Origin of the sequence: Proteiniclasticum aestuarii (assembly GCF_017368455.1) — a bacterium.
GTDB classification, from domain to species: Bacteria; Bacillota; Clostridia; order Clostridiales; family Clostridiaceae; genus Proteiniclasticum; species Proteiniclasticum aestuarii.
Genome location: NZ_JAFNJU010000007.1, coordinates 1 through 19,808, shown reverse-complemented (window position 1 = coordinate 19,808; position 19,808 = coordinate 1). Strand labels below are relative to the sequence as shown.

The following is a 19,808-nucleotide window of genomic DNA, read 5'->3' as shown; positions in this document are numbered from 1 at the left end:
ATAAGCTCATATGCTTATAAGGATCACGCACTCATAGATCACTATCGATTCTATCAAGAGGAAGTACTCTCAACAGGACCTTCCCTTCAATCTTATCTATGGAGATGCTCCCGAAACTTCTGCTGTCATGGCTTTTTCCGGAAAGTCTGTTGTCTCCCATGACAAATATCTCATTTTCTGAAACGATATAATCGTCCCCGAAAAACAGAGTTTCCGTAAATGCATTCTGATCAGTATAGGTTTCTTCGATGATCTCATCATTTACATGGACCTTACCATCTGAGATGGTAATCCGATCTCCAGGGAGACCTATGACTCTTTTGATGAAATACTTCTCCTCATATTCAAGCGGAGACTCAAACACAATGATATCCCCTCTTCTGTACTCTTCAGTTTTCAACAGCGTTTCATATTTCTTCACAATCAGACGATCATTTTCCTCAAGCGTCGGATACATGGAGCTCCCTTTCACCACTGCAGTGCTGAAAAGAAATGTTGTGACAAACAGAGCTGTCAATAGAGCGACGATCATGGATTTCATCCACTCGGCGACGATACTTCTGAATTTCCCATGGGATTCATCTGATTCAGTGTTCATTTTACCTCCTGTCAGACCAGCTTGAATCCTGGTCCTCGCCTAATAGCAACAGATATTATGCTTCTCAACATATTACTATTATACTTGATTAACAGCTAGAATGTAAGGACCACATCATCTTTCATGAGCCCTCTCTCTGATGCACCCCCCGTCCTGTTCCACAGTAATCTCTCTGCATCGATTCATCTCATATGAGGGGATATTTCCTTGTCATCTTCCTATTTTCGGTCTAAATCGCAAAATAACCTTGTATAGGTCATTCCGCAATAAAACCATGAGTATTCGTCAGGAACTGACAGCACTCATGGTTCTATTGTGGATCAACTGATGATTATGGTACCAGCGTTTTCCCTGAGTGCTCTAGACGAGTTTTCAAGGGATGTGATGATTGCTTTCTTGTTCTTCCCGCTCCCGGTAAAGTCCATTGCAGCCAATACCTTCGGAAGCATCGACCCTGCAGCGAAATGACCTTCCCCAACGTAAGTTTTAAGCTCTTTCTGCGTGATGACCTCCAGCTTCTTCATGTTCGGCTGGTTGAAGTTGATGGCTACGTGTTCCACTGCTGTCAAGATAATGAACACATCTGCATCGATGAGTCTAGCCAGCAAAGCTGAGGTCAGATCCTTATCGATGACAGCCTCTGCCCCTATGAGCTTACCATTCTCCTCAATGACAGGTATACCGCCGCCCCCGCAGGCGATTACCACACTATGATCACTGAGATTTCGAATGGATTCGAGTTCGATGATGTCCACGGGCTTCGGGGAGGCGATGACACGTCTGTACCCTCTGCCTGAATCTTCAACAAACTTATATCCCGTCTCTTTTTCCAACATCTGCGCTTCTTCCTTGGCAACAAACGCACCGATGGGTTTTGTGGGGTTTCGGAAGCCACCATCCTCTTTGTCTACCAACACTTGAGTGACCACAGAGGCCACCCCTTTATTCATGCCCCTTTTCCTGAGTTCATTCTGAATGGCATTTTGCAGATGGAATCCGATATAGCCCACACTAAGCGCTGAACTCTCTGCCATGGGTAATTCCGTCCCAATAATATTTTTCTCATACGCATAGTTCATGGCCTTACTGATCATTCCGACCTGAGGACCATTCCCGTGGGTCACTATGATGTCGTGGCCTGTTTCCATCAGATCCACAATGGATTTGGCCGCCACCGATGCCAGTTCCAGCTGTTCTTTCACCGTGTTGCCCAGAGCATTTCCTCCGAGCGCAACTACTATTTTATTCCCCAATTTCCTACTCTCCTATCAGTCTAATTTTTATCAAATATTTCTCTATCAAACTCCCTCTCACTGACCGCGATATAAAATGTGCAGAGCACATCGTTGATTACATTCAAAAGCGTTCTTGCAATTCCGGCAAACCAGTCTACTCCAGCAATGAGGGCAATCCCCTCTAAAGGAAGCCCAGTCATATTCAGCGCGATGGCCATGGCAACCAGCGCTCCCCCCGGAACCAGAAGATTCCCCAATGTACTCAGGGTGGACACCGCAACAATGACAATCTGCTGCTGGAGACTCAGCTCGATGCCGAAGAACTGGGCAATGGTGATGGTGGATATGGATAAGGTCAGTGCCAGTCCATCACTGTTCAGTGACATGGCCAGTGAGTTGACCAGTTTCGATATCCTTGAACTGATGCCGATTTTATGCTCACAGTCACTCATCTGCACCGGCAGCGAGATGGCTGAAGATGTGGTCGTCACGGAAACAATAATGGTGTCCTTCATTTTCATGATCAGTCTGAATGGATTCACTTTAGCATAAAGAGAAACCAGAATCAGAAATGTAGTGAAAATGAAAAAAGTAGCGAAGAACATGGTAAAAAGATACTTCAGAAGCGGCATGATGATTGCGGTACCCATGCTACCCGTAATACTGCTCAATAAGGCAAAGATACCCACAGGAGCAAAGAGCATGATTTTCTTTATGATCTCCATGATCACTTTCCCGAAACTGACTACCACCCGATAGATTTCAGGCTCCTTATGCTTTTTTCTCAGCAGTGAAACTGCCATCCCGAAAAATATGGAGAAAACGATGATCTGAATCATATTCCCTTCGGCCATGGACTGAAACACATTTCTGGGGATGAAGCTTGTAATAAGATCCTGAATCCTGATATTGAAGATTTCTCCCTGATACGCGGCAGGCTCCACGCCAATGACCCCCACTCCCGGTTTGATCATATTCACCGCGAAGACACCGATCACCGCACTATATACCGTAGTAATAACAAAAAGAATGATTGCTTTGAGTCCGATTTTTCCGAATTCTCCAGGTTCAATGGCGCCGACTGATTCTATGATCGCCGTCATCACAAGAAGCACTACAGACATCTGAATCAGACGAAGAAAAATGTCTCCCAGAAAACTTATTTTCTCCATGGCTTCTCCAAATACAAGCCCAGATAAAATGGCCAGAACTGTAGCAATGACAATCTGTAGACTGAAGTTGATTTTCTTCAAGATACACCTCCCAGGATGAGTAATCAGGACAGTAAAGTTTTTACTGTCCTGTTCACATTATTCCACTTCTGCTATCATCACCGGTTCATCAGAATTGAATACATCCATATCCAGTTCCTTTTCACTGATTGCAACAATAACTGAAATAAGTACATCGTCTACGACATTCAGAAGGGTTCTGATGATTCCTGCAAACCAGTCCACACCAGCCATGATGGCGACCCCTTCCAGTGGCAGACCAGCCATCTGGAATCCGATGGCCATGGTTACAAGAGCCCCCCCTGGAACAGCCAGGTTCGCGAATGTAGCCAGGGTAGACATGACACCAAATAGAATGTAGTTGGAAAGTGTCATCTCAATATTGAAGAATTGCGCCACTGTGACACATGCCACTGCAACGGTGATGGCAAGACCATGGCTGTTCAGATTCATGCCTAGAGGATTGACCAGTCTTGACACTCTTCTGCTGACGCCTATTCTCTGCTCCGCGTCTTCCATCTGAACTGGAAGAGATACCGCTGAAGAGGTTGTGGTCACTGCTACCACAATGGTATTATTGAGCTTCTTGAACAGTCTGTAAGGATTGAGTTTTCCATAGGCTGAAGTTATGAGAATCATCAGCGCAAGTACAGCCAGACATCCTACCGTCAGTGCGATGAGGAATTTCCCGAGGGCTGCCAGCATATTGATTCCAGATGTACCTGTGATGGAGGCTACAAGAGCAAATATACCAACAGGCGCATAGTTCATGATGATCTTGATGATCTGCATGATCACAACATTGAAGCTTTTGATGAGACCAAGAATCGCTTCGCCGTGTTTTTCATTCTTCATCATGGATAAGGCCAGGCCCAGGAATATCGAGAATACGATCACCTGAAGAATCGCACCGGAAGACATGGATTCCACTATATTCTTAGGAAAGAAGTTCACCAGAAGATCCAGCGGGTTTCCTTCAGGAAGTGTACCTTCGTACGCTGCCGCTTCCACACCGGTGACACCCACGCCAGGACGGATGATGATGGAAAGAATCACGCCGACAAAGGAAGCGAACAGTGTGGAAACAACGAAAAGTCCTATGGTCTTTCCACCCAGTTTCCCGATGTCTTTCATGTCCAGGCTGCCTATGGCTTCAGAGATGGCGCCCATGACAAGAAACACCACGGACATCTGCATGAGTCGAAGGAAAATGTCTCCCAGAAATTTGATGTTGCCCATGGCCGGTCCAAAGATCAGTCCGAATACAATACCGAGAACAGATGCGACAATCATTTTTGTGCTTAACTTGATTTTCTTTCTTGAATTTGTCATCATTTTACTCCTAAATATTTATTTTTATTCTTTCTCAGCTAATTTGACGATGGCTTTTTCAAAACACTCCATCGGAGGATTGGCGATGCCTGCTCCGATCTGACCCTTACCTCTTTCCTTATGTGCAATACCTGTAGTAATGATGGGAAGAATTCCAGTCTCAATGACTTTTCTGATATCCACTCCTGCAGGGGTTCCCCTGAAGTTCAGAAATGGTATGGTATAGTTCTTGTTCTCACTCCAAGTCACTTCATACATCTTCTTGACATAGGATAGGGCATCCGCAACGGTACCACCGACAAACTGTACGATGGCTGGAGCATTTCCCAGTGAGAACCCGCCCAAACCAGCCGTTTCCGCAATGGAAGAGTCTCCCATGTCCGGGGTCGAATCCGCTTGTGAATATCCGGGGAAGAACAGCCCATCCACCAGCTGGGCTTTTCCAGTCAGCCAGGTGTCCTTTCCTAATCCTGAAACCTTGATTCCGAACTCGCTTCCGTTACGGCTAAGCGCAGTAACGATGGAGCAGTGTTCGATACCGGTGGCCGCATCAAGCTGTGCTTTGCTTGCCGCCATGGTGATGCTCAGATGGTAGTGTTCATTGCTGTTGATAAACTCCGACACTCTTTTGATCACATCTTTATCATAGTCAGTATCCAGAAGAAACGGAAGAATCTGTCTATAGAAGAGAATGCTGGAAGCCTTGTTTCTGTTATGGCATTCATCCGACATATGGAGTGCCTGGGCAATGGTGGCGCCTACATCAATACCGCCCGACCTTTCAATGGCATCATTAAGCACCGGTCTGAATTCACTTTCCAGCCATTTCAGTCTCCTGATGACTCCTTCATCCCAGGAACCATATCTCTGGACTGTATATCCGGAACCTTCATGAATCGTTGAATATCCGAAATTGCCATAGGTTTCATTCTGGACCACATGGACAATCATGTTGGCAGAAGTAACGCCGGTCATTGCACCAACCATCTGATGATCATGACATGAATCAAATATGATCTCTCCTGAAGTCGCCAGTTCCACCGCTTTATCAGGGTCCTCGGCCAGTCCTTCGAAAATCAGTGCACCGATTACAGCTCCCTTCATGGGCCCAGGCATATCTTCAAACTTTATAGGCGGACCTGCATGGAGTATGGTCTTCGGCGTCATGCCTGGAACCACATCAATGGCTCGAGCAACCCCACGCAGCACCAGTCTGGAATTCATCATGATATCCAGTGCCTGATCATTTGCCTGATCCACTTTCTCATTGTCCTGAAGTTTGCCAAGAGCCTCTATCAGCTTAGGATCTCCTCCGCCAGGAGGATTCCACTTCACCTGAACCGCATCTGTATGCTGAAGAGAGATGTCCTCCTTGAACAGATCCATACCTAAATTGACAACCTTCAGCTCTGAATTGAACAGTTCGTTTATCTTATTCATTACTCATGCCTCCTATCAGTTTCAGACACAGTTCAGCTGCTCTGGCATTACTGCTGGCCAGGATGATACCTTCCGATCTGAGAAGTTCCATCTGTCTGTGATATCCCTGCAGATCGTCTTCTGTCCCTAAAACATATGCAACAAATATTACGTTCCTGTTTTCACTCGCCAGGAGCTTTTTAGCCTCTCTTACCGCAGCGACGGCTTCTCCAGCTGGATCTCTATGTGAACCGTATCCCAGTTCCACATCAAAGAGAATGATGGCGGTTTCTTCGTCCATGGCTTCCTGGATGATTCTGCTGTTTCGAAGACTTGGCTCGATCATAGGGTGCGGTCTGCCCACAGTGAACTCGTCATCCCCTAAATCGATGAAGCTGTGCATCGTGCTCCTTCCTGCATCTTCCAGTCTTCTTACCTTTCCTACATTGCTGAATACCTTCCCAGGTATCGCTTTATCAAACATTCCTGCGGATTCATCACAAACAGTTCCTCCACAGTAGAGACCTCTGACATACTTCTGAGACTCCTGTAGCAGTGGTCTTACGTTCTCCATCAGAGCGTCACTGTCATATGCATCTACCAGTTCCTTGTATGTGCTTGAGGATGAGAGCTGGACTGCTTTTCTCGCCGCCTCTTCGAGTGTAGGTACATAGTGAATATTCCCTGCAGACTCATTATTATCCTTACCGATGAAACAGATGACGATATTCTTCTTCGACTCTTCTGCACGTTTGATGATACGCTGAGCCACTTCTTCCACCGGTGGCTTGGAGATCAGTACGATCACATCTGTCTTCTCATCCCGATCCAGTGCCTCCAGGGTGTCATACATCATGATGCCACCTACTTCTATGGAAAGATCTCTTCCTCCTGTTCCGATGACCTGTGTCACTCCACCGCCCATCTTATCAATGAGAACAGTCACTTCCTGGGTTCCAGTACCTGATGCTCCTACAACGCCGATGTCACCTTTTCTGATTTTATTTGCAAAACAGAGCCCCACTGAATTGATGATGGCTGTACCGCAATCAGGACCCATCATCAGCAGTCCCTTTTCATGGGCCAGTTTCTTCAACGCGATTTCATCCTCCAGGCTCACATTATCAGAGAACAGCATCACATTGAGATTCTTGTTCAGTGCCTTTCTCACTTCTGCTGCCGCGTAGACTCCCGCCACGGAAATCACTGCCAGGTTCAGTTCAGGATATCTCTTTACTGCGGAAGACAATGAAGTCGGAGGCATTTCCTCTTCCTTGTCATCTTTCGCCTTCTCGTTCAATTTATCTTCAATGATCTGATAAATCTGCTCGATGTCTGCATGCTCATCCGCCTCAAACGCTATGATGAGGTCACTCGGCTTTGCCGCCTCAAATAATTTGTCTAAAAGCCCTGCCGCCTTCAGCAGTTCCTTGTTCATATCAGTTCCCATACTGATCATCGCTTTCTTTACGAATTCACTTTCTTCAACCGCACGAGAAACCTGCATCAAAGTAACTGAATCATAATAAGCATTGTTCTTAATCATTCCCATAACTGACACTATATCCACCCCTTTAAAAGTATTTACTTTAATCACTGCATGTCGTATAATTCTATCATGCAAGTAACTACTCCAATCATAATGGAACAAGTGATATCTTGTCAACAATAAATCGTTATCATCTTCATTGACCCAAATCTGAACCGCACAAATTATGAGAGGTAGAAGCCTTTTCTTGAGAAACAACCGAGTAAAATTTGCTATAATAAACAGGATGATGAGCGTAAAGGAGAACGATATGAATGATACTATACAGAAAATCATAGAAGCGGCGTATATTAAATTCATGGAAAAAGGCTATAAAGCCACAAAAACAGCAGAAATCGCTGAGGCTGCAGAAGTCAATGAAAGCACCTTATTCCGAAACTTTAAAAATAAAGAAACCCTCTTCCAGTCGTCCATTGAACACAATCTGAGAAGAGTGATGTCTGTTGATTTCGATATCATGGATTACAGCGGGGATCTCTGGACAGACCTGCACAGAATGATTGAAGTCATCTTCATTCTGTCCTTGGAGCTTATCCCTTCTTACAGACTTCTTGTGAAGATATCCCTGGTGAAAAAGGAGATTCTGGAAAACATAGAGAAAGAACTCGCCGATCAGAAGAATATTTTCTGCCACTATCTGCAGGGAATGCAGAGCAGAAATATGATCAGGGAAGCCGACGCCAACATCGTCATTGACTTCATCTACAGCAGAATTTTTGTTGATGCCTTCGATTATCTGATTCGAAAGGAAAGTTCTGATGATGAGGGTGAATTAGAAAACCGTGTATCTCATCTGACCGATATCTTTTCGGATTTATTGAGAGGTGAAAGCAATGAAAGAAACCATTGAAGAAAGAATTGAAAGAATCGCCCTGCTGTCCTTTTCCGAGCAAGGTTATCATGAAACCAGAACCTCAGAAATCGCAAAAAACGCCAGGGTCAGTGAAACATCCATATTCAGGCTCTTTAAGACCAAAAGAGATCTCTATCTTCATGTGCTGTCGAAATATGGAAGCAATGTAACCCTAAAACAGAACCCGATCCTATCCACCCTGACCTTTGATGATGCCGTTGAAGATCTGACTATGATTGCAGGGCATTTTTTAAACTTCTATTTCGAGAACATTCATCTGACCAGAATCTATCTGTCCAACGCCATTCAGATAAGCGAGATACTAGGCTATGAGTTTCTAATCTATCCAGACCTGAAGGATTTTCTGAAGAAATATCTGGATGAAATGAACATGCGAGGGAAACTGAGCCTTCTTTCAGCTGATACATTCAATGAGATTTTTCTGTCTTCCGTTGTACAGGATGTGATATTCATGACCACCTTTGAAAAAATCGAAGTGCTTGATGATTCCATAAGTAAACAGATTATAGAAAGATGGAAACTCAAAGTGGAAGCTTTACTGAAACTATTTGATGTGACAAACAGTCCTGAGGATTGGAAATAGTGAATATAAGTAGAATTTCTGAGACAGCGCACTTCATTCTAACCCATGCTGAGAGATTCCATCTCCTGTCTTCTCATAATGACATTGTAAATATTGACACAGATATGGGCCTTTTCTCTGTCCAAAAACAGAATATCCCTCTAACGCCATTTGCAGTCGTCATGGAAGACTCCGATTCTTTTGATCAGTTCAAATACCAGCTCACAACGAATGTCATAACATCCATTGATGAATGTAAAGCAGCACTAATCGGGCAGTTACAGAGCACCGCAATCTACTCCAGTTCGCTTTCAACGCAAAATACAATTTTGATACCTGATCTTGAAAATCTCGCACTTATGATCACTATGGTGCTCAAAAAAGAAGAATTCCCATCCGGACTAAGAGATTTTGCATCGAATATCACTTTTCACAAGACAGGTCTCATGTTTCATGCCATAGAGCAATCTGACCTGGAGAAATTCATCCGCAGTAAATTGGAAGGTGTATCTCTATCAAAATTAGCCCATCCCATAACTTCACTGATTGGACTGGGAAACGGCCTTACTCCTTCCATGGATGATTTTCTTGTTGGCTTGATTTCAGTTTTTGCATTTTTTGACAACCACTGCGAACTGTCTTTTCATCGAGAGCTGCTTGAACTTACTGAAAGGAAAAGACATGCGACAAATAGAGTTTCTGCGTCTTTTCTTCAAAGTGCTGTAAAGCACCGGTTTGCTCAACCTGTTCTTGAACTTTACGATGCTTTCCAATCTCAAAATCTCGATCGTATCCATCATGCACTGAACAGGATACTGAATATTGGACATACCTCCGGCTCAGATTCTTTGAATGGAATTCTATTTGGAATAAGACTTCTAACGGAACTCAATCCATATTCTGATTATCGATGAAACGAACACCAGAAAAAGCATTTCTGGTGTTCATTTATTATTCTGATTCAATGCCCGGTATGTCACTATCTCCCTGATGAGGTCTTCCTGAAGTGGTCTGTTCACTGGAAACTGTATGGTTCCTTTGGACGTCTTGTTCTCCGCTATGTTTATCTGAATTCTGAACCCCCCTTCCGGCTCAATATAAAACCTGATGCGTTCCCTCCGGGAAAATGGACCAGCCCCTTCCCATGAAGATCCTAGGGGGGAAGCTTTTGCAGGCTCGTTCACTCTCTTATCTTCCTGATTACACGCTCAGATTTCATACAGTCCGTCTAGGCACTTTCAGCAATCAGGAAATACTGCCTTTATCTGCCTTTATCTGCCTTTATCTGCCTTTATCTGCCTTTATCTGCCTTTATCTGCCTTTATCTGCCTTTAATATAGCATAACGTGTTAATACATCAGCCTCAACTGATAAGCATGATATAATACCCGTAATAATACGTGTAGAAATCCACATTCCATAAGTATCATGGATATCGAATCAGGTTTTTCATTCATTTCATCCGTTGCGCAGAGAATTTGCCAGCGTCAGTATACATGAAGAAGGATTCCTTAGCCATGATGAAAGAGGTGCATGATGAAAAGCACATATATCGTACTTACATTCCTTGTATTAGGCACAGTTCTGCTCCTGGCCAGCCTGAATAGCAGAAATACGCCTTCTTCTGCGCCTGGCACCTTAAGTACCAGCCTAACGAAAGACTATAATGAAGAGGATGTAGAAACCATCTATCTGGCCGGTGGGTGCTTCTGGGGCGTAGAAGAATATTTCCAGAGAATCGATGGGGTCGTGGATGCAGTTTCCGGTTATGCCAACGGGCATACGGAAAACCCCACCTATGAGGACGTCATCAGTAAAGACACCGGATTCGCTGAAACCGTAGAGGTGAAGTATGATCCGAGTAAAATAGACCTGACAGATCTTCTTCTCTACTACCTCAAAGTCGTAGACCCGATCTCCGTAGACAGGCAGGGTAACGACATAGGCAATCAGTATCGCAGCGGCATCTACTATGTGGATGATAACCAGATTGAAGTCATCGAAAAAGTACTGGCACTGGAACAGAAGAAATACGATGAAGAATTCGCTATAGAAGTCACATCCATGAAAAATTTCTATGTGGCTGAAGACTATCATCAGGATTATCTGCAGAAGAATGTGAACGGATACTGCCACATCGATCTGTACGAAGCGGAAACAGGCGTGGAAAGAGACCCCTCCCTGGATGAAAGAACCTATGAGTCAGAACCTTCCGATGAAGACTGAATGAATCATGAACCCTATAAGAGAAGGAGTAAAGACCGATGAATATGCTTCATCGGTCTTTACTCCTTCTCTTTCAAGGTCTCATGGTCTACAGATTGATCAGCACAAGGGCTATGACGGTCAGGAGAATCGCCACCTGGTTTTTTCTGGCCACTTTCTCACGAAACAGAAGAAACCCGCCGATGTTGATCAGTACAATGCTCCCTGCACTGTAGACAGGAAATGCCACAGAGGTGTTGATCGTATCCAGAGAGAGAATGAGGAAATAGGAGGAAAACAGATTCGGAATCCCCACAGCAAAGCCCGTCAGGAGATCCTTCCTCGTGACTTTTCTTTTTGCCCTCACCGTATAATAAGCGCTGATGGAAAAGGCCACAAAAAACACCGCAAAAAGAAATATGTCCTTATACTCATTCAGTCCATACTTCTGGTAGATCTTCGTTGAAAATTCCGCCAGTCCCCCGAAGACGAAGAGCAGCATGATGATCGGTTTGAAATCCAGTTTCTCCAGGGATTTCGGAGAGAGATTCACGATAAGGATGGACACCAGGGACAATGCGATGCCCACCACCTGGATGGCCGTGGGAAATTCTTTCCAGACGATGACCGAAAACAGCATGGGAATCAGAATACCCAGCTTTGCAATGGTTCCCGATATGCCCACGCCATATTCCTTCACGCTTTTCTGATAGTAGATGAAGGACAGGAAAAAGAACGCTCCTGCCACCGATCCGATGAGAACTCCCCAGAGCATGCTGCCATAGGGAGTCAGGAGCGTCTGATTTCCTGAGTAGACCAGACTGAAATCCTCCAGGAAGGGGATCTCCTTCTCTACACCTGTCAGTAAGCCTCTCAGAAGAATCATGAGAAGACTCACCATGAATGCGGTGAAGTAATTGGTGGTGGTGATTGCATATCTGTTGGTATTGCTGCTTTCAGAATACTTGAAAATCAGCGCGATGGATGCGCTGCAGATGATTGCCAAAGCTAAATAAATCATGTTTCCTCCAGAGTGACCTTCTAATTTGATCCATGAACTGATTATACCATTTTCTCTTGTCCAGTCTGCTTCTATTCTGCACTGAATTCTTAATTGTCCAACAGGCTGCTTCTCTCTTCAGTATAGCTGCGCTCCATTCATCTCAATCTTATAGTCTGGTGATCCTCCGCTTCCGATGAAAGCCATAGGTTCCAGAAGAAACTAATGTTATACTTATAGTTAATATGATGCAAGTCAGGAGTGAAATGGATGTTTACATTAGTCAGAAAAGTGGATCTCAATTATACCACCAATAGAATCATACTCATGTTTTCAATCATAGTAGGAATCATCGGCTATTTCATGACAGGATCTCTTTCTTCAGGGATCTCCTTAGCAGGCAGCATATTCCTCACATGGGCGCTCACAAGAGAAGTGGACCCGAAACATGAATACTCCGCTTTTTTGAGTGCTGCGCTGAGCCTTGTGAACCTGTTCTACTTTGAAAGTCTGAATCTGCTCGCCCTCTTCTGGATTATTCTGCTTCTGAGAATGATCAGCGGCGTGTGCGGTAAAAGCCTCACACTAGTCGATTTTATCGTGGTATTCGGATTCAGCGTATACTTATCTGTCCGCAGCGAAAACAGCATCTACCTGATTCCCTTTCTCATCGCTTCCGTTTCTCTCCTGTTCTATAAAGAAAAACCCCGCACATCACTGGTTTTTTCCCTTCTTGCCGCAGCAGTCTTTCTCATGGAAAGCTTTTACTTCAATTTTCTTTCCATTTCAGAGCCTTTTGTTTCCCCCAGGATTGAGCTCCTGCTGATGTCGGTGCTCATTCTGTTTCCTGCCTTCACCCCTTCCAGCAGGATTGCCGGAGTCCTGGATGACAGAGGAACACCCGTACATGTGAAGAGAATGAACTTCACCCAGAGGATTTTCCCGTTTATTGTTCTCCTGCTTTACCTGTTCCCTGGAATAAGCCTGAATAACCTCATCATCTATTACTCCGTACTCGCAGCGGTTGCCGTATACCCTCTGATCGGCAGAAAGACCGTTCAGAATCAATGATTTCTTCCTCTCCTTCCAAACCTTCTCACAAGATGCATCAGCATGCACATACCTTCAAGTGCGTAACACCCTACCCGATCTTTTTCATCAGGGCTAGATGTTCGGAAAAAGTTATAGGATAATTAAGGACATTGACGTATAATGTAAAAGATTAACATCAGGGCAGTCAATGGAATACGTAATCTTTCCATGCCCTCATTGGAGGAAAATAATGATTAAAATAATGGCAGACTCAACCTGCGACCTTTCAGATGATATTCTGAAGCAATATGACATCAGTATCGCGCCCCTCACCGTCACCATGGACGGTAAAACCTATCTGGACCGGGTGGACATCACGGCGGATGAATTCTACAGCATGATGGAGAATCTGGAGAATCCACCGACCACCGGCATGCCCAGCCCCGCATCCTATCTGGACATCATGAAGGAAGCCGTCACCACCGGACATAATGAAATCCTCTGCATCTGCATGTCCAGCGGAACCAGTGGCGCCTATCAGTCCGCGGTCCTTGCCAAGGATTACTTCTATGAGGAGTTTCCTGATTCTGCCGTGAAGATTCATGTGGTGGATTCTAAGTCCATGAGCCATGGCAGCGGATGGCTGCTCATGAAGAGTGCAAGACTTCGCGAAAAAGGTGCAAGCTTCCAGGAACTTGTGGATTTCAACGAAACCTACAAGACCAACGTGAAGCACTTTCTCACAGTGGACGATCTCAACCATCTCATCCGAAGCGGAAGACTTTCCGGTGCCAGCGCCATCATCGGCAAAATGCTGAAGCTGAAGCCCATCATGTCCATGAAGGAAGGAAAAGGTTCCATCGTGGCTAAAGAAAGAGGAAGAAGAAAAGTACTGTCCCACTACATAAACGAATTCAACAAAAGAAACGATGAAGCCCTGACGGATTTCATCATCATCGGCTATACCACTGACAAGAGTTATGCCGACAACCTGAAAACGAAGTTTCTGGAAGAAACCTCCTTCAAAGGCGACATCTACATGATGCAGATGGGCGTTGCGGTAGGAACCCACGTGGGTCCCGGCGGACTCTCCCTCTTCTTCATGGAGACCGGACACCATAAGGACAATCTGCTGATCAATGAAGTGGAAGCCCTCATGGAAAGAAAGAATCAGTTTCTGAAGAAATTCTCCAACAAGTGATCCGCAGACAGAAGACCTGGTCCTTTTCAAAGCAAGTCTTTGAAAAGGACCAGGTCTCTTATTATGCTGCAGAATTCCCTGTAATTCGGATGCTACAGCTGATCACTCGGATGTCTCGTAATCCCTCAGAAGCTCCACGTAGAATCGGATCATGCCGAAAAGTTGATCCACATGGATTCTTTCATTGGTGGCATGAATGGAGTCCAGATCCGCACTGGTCATTCTGACGCAGGAAAAGCGCAGAATATGATCCGAAAGCTTCTCATATTTTCTCGCATCGCTTCCACCAGCCATGAGGTACGGCAGCACCTTGGCATCCGGATGCACCTTCAGCGCATTGCGCTCCACGGCTTTGAAAGCTTCCGACTCATGGGGAGAGATGAGCGAGGCCTCTTCTCTCACAAGAACTTCGTAGGACAGATCCAAGTCTTTGTTCACCGTCTTCATATGAAGGAGCACATCCTCAAAGGTGTCCCCTGGCAGAATCCGCACATTCACATAGACCGATGCCTCCTGAGGCATCACATTCATGGCGGATCCGGCTTTTGCCATGGTCATGGCCATGGTGGTTCTCACCATGGAATTCATGACACTGCTGGAGGAAAGAATCCTGGCAAGCACTGGAAACGTCCAGTCCACGTGACGCAAAAGAATGCCCTTTGCGCCCAGAAACGGCGCCATGCCATGAAACAGTTCTCTCACCGGTGGAGTGAGCCTGGGTTTCATGGGATTTCGCATGAGATTCAGCACCGCCTGGGAGAGAACCTCCACAGAAGAGCCCTTTTTCGGCATGGAGGAATGTCCTCCATCTCCGTAAGCGGTGATCCGGATCATGGAAGAACCTTTTTCCGCAACACCGATGAGACCCAGGGGCGTCTTCACCCCTTCCACCGTATCCAGAACCACTGCGCCGCCTTCATCCAGAACCAGATGGAAGCGAAGACCTTTCTCCTCGAAATACTTCGCGATGGCCTTGGCGCCCTGCTCTCCACCGACTTCCTCGTCAAAGCCGAAAGCCACAAAAATATCCCTGTCCGGTTCATATCCTTCGTGAAGAAGCGTTTCCAGAGATTCCATGATGGAGATCACCTGATTCTTGTCGTCCATGGCACCCCTTCCATAAATATGACTCTCATGAACTTCTCCACCGAAGGGATCTCTCTTCCAATCCGTCATCGTGTTTTCTTCCACGGGCACCACATCATAGTGCCCCAGAAGAAGAACGGGGAGCTTCCCCTTCTGCCTTCCCTTCAGGTGGTAAACCGGACTGTATTTATTGATGAGAGTGACGTTCATCCTTTCGTAGACCGTGGGATAGGTTCTTTCTAGAAAAGAAAGAAATGCCTCAAAGGCGCTGTCATCCGCAAGGTCTTCTTCAGAAAAAGAGATGGTGCGGTAGGTCAGCGCCTTCGAAAGGTGCGCTGCTGCTCTGCTTCTGTCTGCTGCTGTCATGCCTGTTCCTCCTAAAACGGTCCGTAAGCGAAATTATTGGCCAGAAATAGAAACACTACTGTCACAAGAAACACCACCAGCTGGATCTTTATGGACCATCTGATCCACTTCGGATAGCTCACCACCGTGAGCCCCAGAGCGATCATCAGTGTGGGATTGGTGGGAAAAAGAAGATTACTGAACCCGTCTCCGAAGCAGAAGGCCAGTATGGTGGTCTGTCTGGTGATGCCGATGATGTCGGTCAGCGGCAGTACGATGGGCATCACAAGGAACGCTTTGGCTGAACCGGATCCTATGAAGAAATCCAGGACCAGAATCAAAAGGTAAAGACCCACTACACCCAGATTGGGACTGAGTCCTTCCATGTACCCTGATGCATAGTAGAGAATGCTGTCCATGACACGGCCTTCCGTCATGATGTGTTTGATGCTCATGGCCATGAGTATGAGGACCACCGCAGGAAGCATGGAGAATAGCCCTCTGTAGAGATCTTTCAGAAGATCTGCAAACTCTGCATACTCACTGATGATGCCACCCAGAACCGCTGCCACAAGGAAAATCACAGCCACCAGAGGCAGCGTGAGAAGAGAAAGGGAAGGAATGAAGAATCCCAGAAGAATGGTTCCGATCATGAGGCCCAGGAAGGCCACGTAGATCTTCACCGCTTTTTTCAGCTTCTCCTTGCCCAGAAGAGATTCCTTCTCCTCAAGATTGAACCGCATCTTCACAGCACGGTCCTCCTGATAGACCGGCGATGCAGAAGGCCTTTTTTCAATTTTTCTTGCATAGAAATAGAGAAATCCATATAGAATCAGATAGATGGTCACAAAGATCAGCACCCGATAGAGCGTTCCGGAGTAGGGCGGAAGGTCCGCAAGGGTCTGCGCCACACCCAGGGTGAAGGGATTGAAGATTGCTGCCGCAAAGCCGAAACCCGAAGCCATGGCACTGATGCCAAGACCTACCAGAGAATCCCATCCGAAGGAATAGGACAAGGTCACCGCCAAGGGTACCAGGACAATGAGCTCCTCGAAAATGCCGAAGAGCGAACCGAAAAGCATGAAGAAAAGGATGAGAATCCCCATGAGCAGATATCTCCTCTTCTCAAAGCGCTTCACGATGGACTCCATGATGTAGCGCAGGATTCCGCTTCGATCCAGCACCCGGAAGGAGGATCCTATGAACAGAAGGAACAGGATGATGACGATGATGGTCACCGCGTCAGATCCGAAAAGCACTTCCACGGGAGCAGTAAGCCACCTGAAGAGAGGGTAGTCCACTTCCCCGATGAACTGGAAGGACCCCGGAACAACGGATTCTCTCCCCTCAGTCATGACGCGCTCATAAACCCCTGCCGGGATGACTCTTGTGAGCACCCCTGCCAGGACCATAAGCACGCCAAGAATCGTGACGGATGAGAAAAATGATTTCTTCGAAATGGTGATTCCGGATTTTTCATTCATGATGCTGCACCTCACTTCGCATTCATTGATCTTCAGCATTGATTTTTTTTGCTCTATATTCAGAATTTTAGCACAATCCGCGAAGATTGACCATGACCTTCCGATGCCTTAGAGGCCTGCATCCCCTCATGAATCCATCCGCCAAAAGATTGGTTTTACGCAGAGATCGCAGTCGCAATGGATTTTACAACTGCCGGGAACTTTGCTACAATCAGGCTACATAAAAGTTATCTGAAAATTCTTTTCATTTATAAGGAGTGAAGGACCATGAAAAAACTGATGATTTTGCTGTTGGCACTGATCCTGACTGCCTGCACAATAGATCCTGAAGAAGAGCCGGTTCCGACAGACCCTGTGATGGAGAAGCCCGTGGAGACCCCTTCCGAAACACCACCTGTGTCGGAAGAGCCTGCGGAGGAAAAGCCACAAGAGGAGAATCCTTTTATCCTGCCGGATGAATTCAGTCCTGCCCGCTACAGAGTAGAAGACACCTTCCCCTCCGCTTCCTTCCAGGAGCCTTTAGCATTGGTTTCTGACGGCTTTTCTGATGAACGCATCTATGTGGTGGAAAGAGAAGGAATGGTTTATCTCTTAAACCTTAAAAAACCTGACTCTGAAAAAACACCGTTTCTGAATCTTACGAAGCTTGTGGACACCAGCGGTCAGGAAATGGGCCTACTGGGTCTGGCCTTTCATCCCGATTACGAAGAAAACGGCTTCCTTTTCGTCAATTACACAAGACGAGGCGAAACCGTGATTTCCAGATTCAATAGCAGCGACAGGGAGACTGTGGACCTCGCTTCAGAAAAGATGCTTCTGACCTACAGCCAGCCCTACAGCAACCACAATGGCGGCACGCTTCTCTTCGGACCCGACGGATACCTCTACATCTCCTCTGGAGATGGCGGTTCCAGTGGAGACCCCAATGACGAAGCGCAGAATCTCACAAGCTATCTTGGTAAAATCCTAAGAATCGATGTGGATACAGAGGATCAGCCCTATCTGATTCCAGCAGACAACCCACTGCTTCATTCCGAAGAGGAAGCCAGACCCGAGATCTATGCCTATGGTCTCAGAAATCCCTGGAAGTTCAGTTTCGATGAAGGACAAGATCTTCTTGTAGCGGCGGATGTAGGCCAGGGAGAAATCGAAGAGATCGATCTCATCGTCTCGGGTGGAAATTATGGATGGAACCGCTTCGAGGGAACCAGACCCTACAAGGATGGGGCACCACCAATAGATCACATTCCTCCGGTCTATGAGTATCCGCATTCGGAAGGCAGATCCATCACCGGCGGGTTCACCTATTACGGAGACGCCATGGAAAGCCTTCAGGGCGCTTATATCTATGGAGATTTCATATCCGGGACCATCTGGGCACTCTGGCTGGATCCGAACAATCAGGCGGAAAACCATACACTTCTTGACACGGACTTCATGATTTCCTCTTTCGGTTTAGACAATCAGGGGGAACTCTACATCGTGGATTTCCAGGGCAGAATCTATACCCTGAAAGAAGAGGAATAGAATATGAAGAAGTTTGAGCTGAATGAAAGTGTACTGGATTTTCTGCTTACAGGAGACCCCTCCATCGCCTATCAGACGAGAAAATACCTTTTGGAAGAAGAAGAGGAAACACTCAAAGACCTTCAGAAGGAAACGCTCTTGACAGGTTTCGGAAAAAAATTCTTTGATGTGCAGCATGAAGACGGTAGCTTCGGGCAGAGCCACTATGTGGGAAAATGGACCAGCACCCACTACACCCTGCTGGATCTTCGGTATCTGGAGATTCCAGAAGATACTGAAAGAGCCCGGATTCCAGCCAGAAACATCCTGCTGGAGCATCGGGCCCGGGATGGCGGCATCGCCATCAGCAGCGATAAGCTCAGCGATCTGTGCGTCAACGGCATGTATCTCAACTTTGCCTCCTATTTCGGTGTAGAGGAGCAGCTGCTGATTCCCCTTGTGGACCAGCTGCTCTCATCTCTTCTCCCTGACGGAGGCTTCAACTGCCGATTCAACCGGAACAAGGTCCATCATGGCTCCATGCATACCACCATCAGTGTGCTGGAGGGCTTTCTGGAATACCGTCGAAGAGGCTACACCCATAGACTGAAGGATGTGGAAACAGCCATGGAGAAAGCCTCAGAATTTCTTCTGATGCACCACCTGTTCCGGTCCGACCGGACTGGTGAGATCATCGATCCGAAGTTTCTACTTCTCGCCTTCCCCACCCGTTGGAAATATGACATCCACCGGGCACTGTATCACTTTGCTGATGCAACACTTCCCTATGATGCAAGGATGAAGGAAGCGCTTCTGCTCCTTATGGAGAAACAGCGGAAAGACGGCACCTTCCCCAGAGGCCCCTCCTATTCAGGAAGTGTCCATTTTCCTCTGGAAGAAGGAAGACGCGGACGGTTCAACACTCTTAGATGCCTGCGCATATTGAAAGCCTATGGACATAAGATCTGATTCAAATGAAGAAGAGCTTATCCGACTCATCATCGGAAAAGCTCTTCTTGTATTGTGTCACTTTAGTGCGTTTCAAATGGTTAATTTGAAACAAATAAACCACCTGCTATGCAGGTGGACAAAATCAGCTTAAGCTTCAAGAACAAAAACTCCTATGATAAAATTTTAGTTGGCCGCTA

General features: G+C 46.2%; 18 protein-coding genes. 8 read left to right on the top strand and 10 right to left on the bottom strand.

What is annotated here, in order from left to right:
* Nucleotides 1-31: 31 nt before the first annotated feature.
* From lepB to fdrA, 6 genes are all read right to left on the bottom strand, one after another.
* Nucleotides 32-598 (bottom strand): signal peptidase I, encoded by a 567-nt coding sequence (gene lepB, locus J3A84_RS09650; RefSeq protein WP_207599820.1) that lies wholly within the window; start codon nucleotides 596-598, stop codon nucleotides 32-34.
* Nucleotides 599-918: 320 nt separating this feature from the next.
* Complete coding sequence (gene arcC, locus J3A84_RS09645) at nucleotides 919-1,851, bottom strand: carbamate kinase (protein ID WP_207599819.1); 933 nt, start codon at nucleotides 1,849-1,851, stop codon at nucleotides 919-921.
* A gap of 20 nt (nucleotides 1,852-1,871) precedes the next feature.
* Nucleotides 1,872-3,086: a dicarboxylate/amino acid:cation symporter gene (locus tag J3A84_RS09640; RefSeq protein WP_207599818.1), complete on the bottom strand. Its 1,215-nt coding sequence runs from the start codon at nucleotides 3,084-3,086 to the stop codon at nucleotides 1,872-1,874.
* A 57-nt stretch (nucleotides 3,087-3,143) separates the two neighbouring features.
* Nucleotides 3,144-4,397 carry a dicarboxylate/amino acid:cation symporter gene (locus J3A84_RS09635; RefSeq protein WP_207599817.1) on the bottom strand — a complete coding sequence of 418 codons (1,254 nt, stop codon included), beginning with the start codon at nucleotides 4,395-4,397 and terminating at the stop codon, nucleotides 3,144-3,146.
* A gap of 24 nt (nucleotides 4,398-4,421) precedes the next feature.
* Nucleotides 4,422-5,837 (bottom strand): YlbE family protein, encoded by a 1,416-nt coding sequence (locus J3A84_RS09630; protein WP_242694137.1) that lies wholly within the window; start codon nucleotides 5,835-5,837, stop codon nucleotides 4,422-4,424.
* Nucleotides 5,830-7,362 (bottom strand): acyl-CoA synthetase FdrA, encoded by a 1,533-nt coding sequence (gene fdrA / locus J3A84_RS09625; protein ID WP_281069632.1) that lies wholly within the window; start codon nucleotides 7,360-7,362, stop codon nucleotides 5,830-5,832. The genes J3A84_RS09630 and fdrA overlap by 8 nt, the downstream gene beginning before the upstream one ends.
* Nucleotides 7,363-7,615: 253 nt before the next feature.
* On the opposite strand from fdrA, the gene J3A84_RS09620 reads away from it, so the two are divergent.
* From J3A84_RS09620 to J3A84_RS15465, 3 genes are read left to right on the top strand one after another with little or no spacing between them, the layout of a single operon-like run.
* Nucleotides 7,616-8,215 carry a TetR/AcrR family transcriptional regulator gene (locus J3A84_RS09620; protein ID WP_207599815.1) on the top strand — a complete coding sequence of 200 codons (600 nt, stop codon included), beginning with the start codon at nucleotides 7,616-7,618 and terminating at the stop codon, nucleotides 8,213-8,215.
* The gene (locus tag J3A84_RS09615; protein WP_207599814.1) at nucleotides 8,199-8,822 is read left to right on the top strand and encodes a TetR/AcrR family transcriptional regulator; all 624 of its coding nucleotides are present in this window, start codon (nucleotides 8,199-8,201) and stop codon (nucleotides 8,820-8,822) included. Before J3A84_RS09620 ends, J3A84_RS09615 begins: the two co-directional genes overlap by 17 nt.
* Entirely contained in the window at nucleotides 8,822-9,715 is an 894-nt protein-coding gene (locus tag J3A84_RS15465) for an oxamate carbamoyltransferase subunit AllH family protein (RefSeq protein WP_207599813.1), read from the top strand. The genes J3A84_RS09615 and J3A84_RS15465 overlap by 1 nt, the downstream gene beginning before the upstream one ends.
* 30 nt (nucleotides 9,716-9,745) lie before the next feature.
* Here J3A84_RS15465 and J3A84_RS09605 read toward each other — a convergent pair whose 3' ends face one another.
* On the bottom strand, nucleotides 9,746-9,985 hold the full coding sequence (locus J3A84_RS09605; protein WP_207599812.1) for a hypothetical protein: 240 nt from the start codon (nucleotides 9,983-9,985) through the stop codon (nucleotides 9,746-9,748).
* Nucleotides 9,986-10,337: 352 nt separating this feature from the next.
* Between J3A84_RS09605 and msrA the strand changes: the two genes are divergently transcribed.
* On the top strand, nucleotides 10,338-11,027 hold the full coding sequence (gene msrA, locus J3A84_RS09600) for a peptide-methionine (S)-S-oxide reductase MsrA (RefSeq protein ID WP_242694135.1): 690 nt from the start codon (nucleotides 10,338-10,340) through the stop codon (nucleotides 11,025-11,027).
* An 88-nt stretch (nucleotides 11,028-11,115) separates the two neighbouring features.
* Here msrA and J3A84_RS09595 read toward each other — a convergent pair whose 3' ends face one another.
* The gene (locus tag J3A84_RS09595; RefSeq protein ID WP_207599810.1) at nucleotides 11,116-12,027 is read right to left on the bottom strand and encodes an SMR family transporter; all 912 of its coding nucleotides are present in this window, start codon (nucleotides 12,025-12,027) and stop codon (nucleotides 11,116-11,118) included.
* A gap of 249 nt (nucleotides 12,028-12,276) precedes the next feature.
* Between J3A84_RS09595 and J3A84_RS09590 the strand changes: the two genes are divergently transcribed.
* Nucleotides 12,277-13,077, top strand: a complete 801-nt coding sequence (locus tag J3A84_RS09590) for a hypothetical protein (RefSeq protein WP_207599809.1) — start codon at nucleotides 12,277-12,279, stop codon at nucleotides 13,075-13,077.
* Nucleotides 13,078-13,288: 211 nt separating this feature from the next.
* Nucleotides 13,289-14,239, top strand: coding sequence for a DegV family protein (locus J3A84_RS09585; RefSeq protein ID WP_207599808.1), 951 nt, complete (start codon nucleotides 13,289-13,291; stop codon nucleotides 14,237-14,239).
* 102 nt (nucleotides 14,240-14,341) lie between these two features.
* Here J3A84_RS09585 and J3A84_RS09580 read toward each other — a convergent pair whose 3' ends face one another.
* Together J3A84_RS09580 and J3A84_RS09575 are read right to left on the bottom strand one after the other, a co-directional pair.
* Nucleotides 14,342-15,691 (bottom strand): M20/M25/M40 family metallo-hydrolase, encoded by a 1,350-nt coding sequence (locus J3A84_RS09580; RefSeq protein ID WP_207599807.1) that lies wholly within the window; start codon nucleotides 15,689-15,691, stop codon nucleotides 14,342-14,344.
* A gap of 11 nt (nucleotides 15,692-15,702) precedes the next feature.
* On the bottom strand, nucleotides 15,703-17,154 hold the full coding sequence (locus J3A84_RS09575; RefSeq protein ID WP_207599806.1) for a YfcC family protein: 1,452 nt from the start codon (nucleotides 17,152-17,154) through the stop codon (nucleotides 15,703-15,705).
* 267 nt (nucleotides 17,155-17,421) lie between these two features.
* Between J3A84_RS09575 and J3A84_RS09570 the strand changes: the two genes are divergently transcribed.
* The gene (locus J3A84_RS09570; protein WP_207599805.1) at nucleotides 17,422-18,681 is read left to right on the top strand and encodes a PQQ-dependent sugar dehydrogenase; all 1,260 of its coding nucleotides are present in this window, start codon (nucleotides 17,422-17,424) and stop codon (nucleotides 18,679-18,681) included.
* Nucleotides 18,682-18,684: 3 nt separating this feature from the next.
* Nucleotides 18,685-19,629 (top strand): hypothetical protein, encoded by a 945-nt coding sequence (locus tag J3A84_RS09565; RefSeq protein ID WP_207599804.1) that lies wholly within the window; start codon nucleotides 18,685-18,687, stop codon nucleotides 19,627-19,629.
* Nucleotides 19,630-19,808 lie beyond the last annotated feature (179 nt).

What these genes read in the sequence shown, in the direction of transcription:
- J3A84_RS09585 (WP_207599808.1), top strand. Translation starts at nt 13,289, where the DNA reads ATGATTAAAATAATGGCAGACTCAACCTGCGACCTTTCAGATGATATT.
- J3A84_RS09580 (WP_207599807.1), bottom strand. Translation starts at nt 15,691, where the DNA reads ATGACAGCAGCAGACAGAAGCAGAGCAGCAGCGCACCTTTCGAAGGCG.
- J3A84_RS09630 (WP_242694137.1), bottom strand. Translation starts at nt 5,837, where the DNA reads ATGAATAAGATAAACGAACTGTTCAATTCAGAGCTGAAGGTTGTCAAT.
- J3A84_RS09635 (WP_207599817.1), bottom strand. Translation starts at nt 4,397, where the DNA reads ATGACAAATTCAAGAAAGAAAATCAAGTTAAGCACAAAAATGATTGTC.
- msrA (WP_242694135.1), top strand. Translation starts at nt 10,338, where the DNA reads ATGAAAAGCACATATATCGTACTTACATTCCTTGTATTAGGCACAGTT.
- J3A84_RS09595 (WP_207599810.1), bottom strand. Translation starts at nt 12,027, where the DNA reads ATGATTTATTTAGCTTTGGCAATCATCTGCAGCGCATCCATCGCGCTG.
- J3A84_RS09565 (WP_207599804.1), top strand. Translation starts at nt 18,685, where the DNA reads ATGAAGAAGTTTGAGCTGAATGAAAGTGTACTGGATTTTCTGCTTACA.
- J3A84_RS09620 (WP_207599815.1), top strand. Translation starts at nt 7,616, where the DNA reads ATGAATGATACTATACAGAAAATCATAGAAGCGGCGTATATTAAATTC.
- J3A84_RS09615 (WP_207599814.1), top strand. Translation starts at nt 8,199, where the DNA reads ATGAAAGAAACCATTGAAGAAAGAATTGAAAGAATCGCCCTGCTGTCC.
- J3A84_RS09590 (WP_207599809.1), top strand. Translation starts at nt 12,277, where the DNA reads ATGTTTACATTAGTCAGAAAAGTGGATCTCAATTATACCACCAATAGA.
- J3A84_RS09575 (WP_207599806.1), bottom strand. Translation starts at nt 17,154, where the DNA reads ATGAATGAAAAATCCGGAATCACCATTTCGAAGAAATCATTTTTCTCA.
- J3A84_RS09570 (WP_207599805.1), top strand. Translation starts at nt 17,422, where the DNA reads ATGAAAAAACTGATGATTTTGCTGTTGGCACTGATCCTGACTGCCTGC.
- fdrA (WP_281069632.1), bottom strand. Translation starts at nt 7,362, where the DNA reads ATGATTAAGAACAATGCTTATTATGATTCAGTTACTTTGATGCAGGTT.
- lepB (WP_207599820.1), bottom strand. Translation starts at nt 598, where the DNA reads ATGAACACTGAATCAGATGAATCCCATGGGAAATTCAGAAGTATCGTC.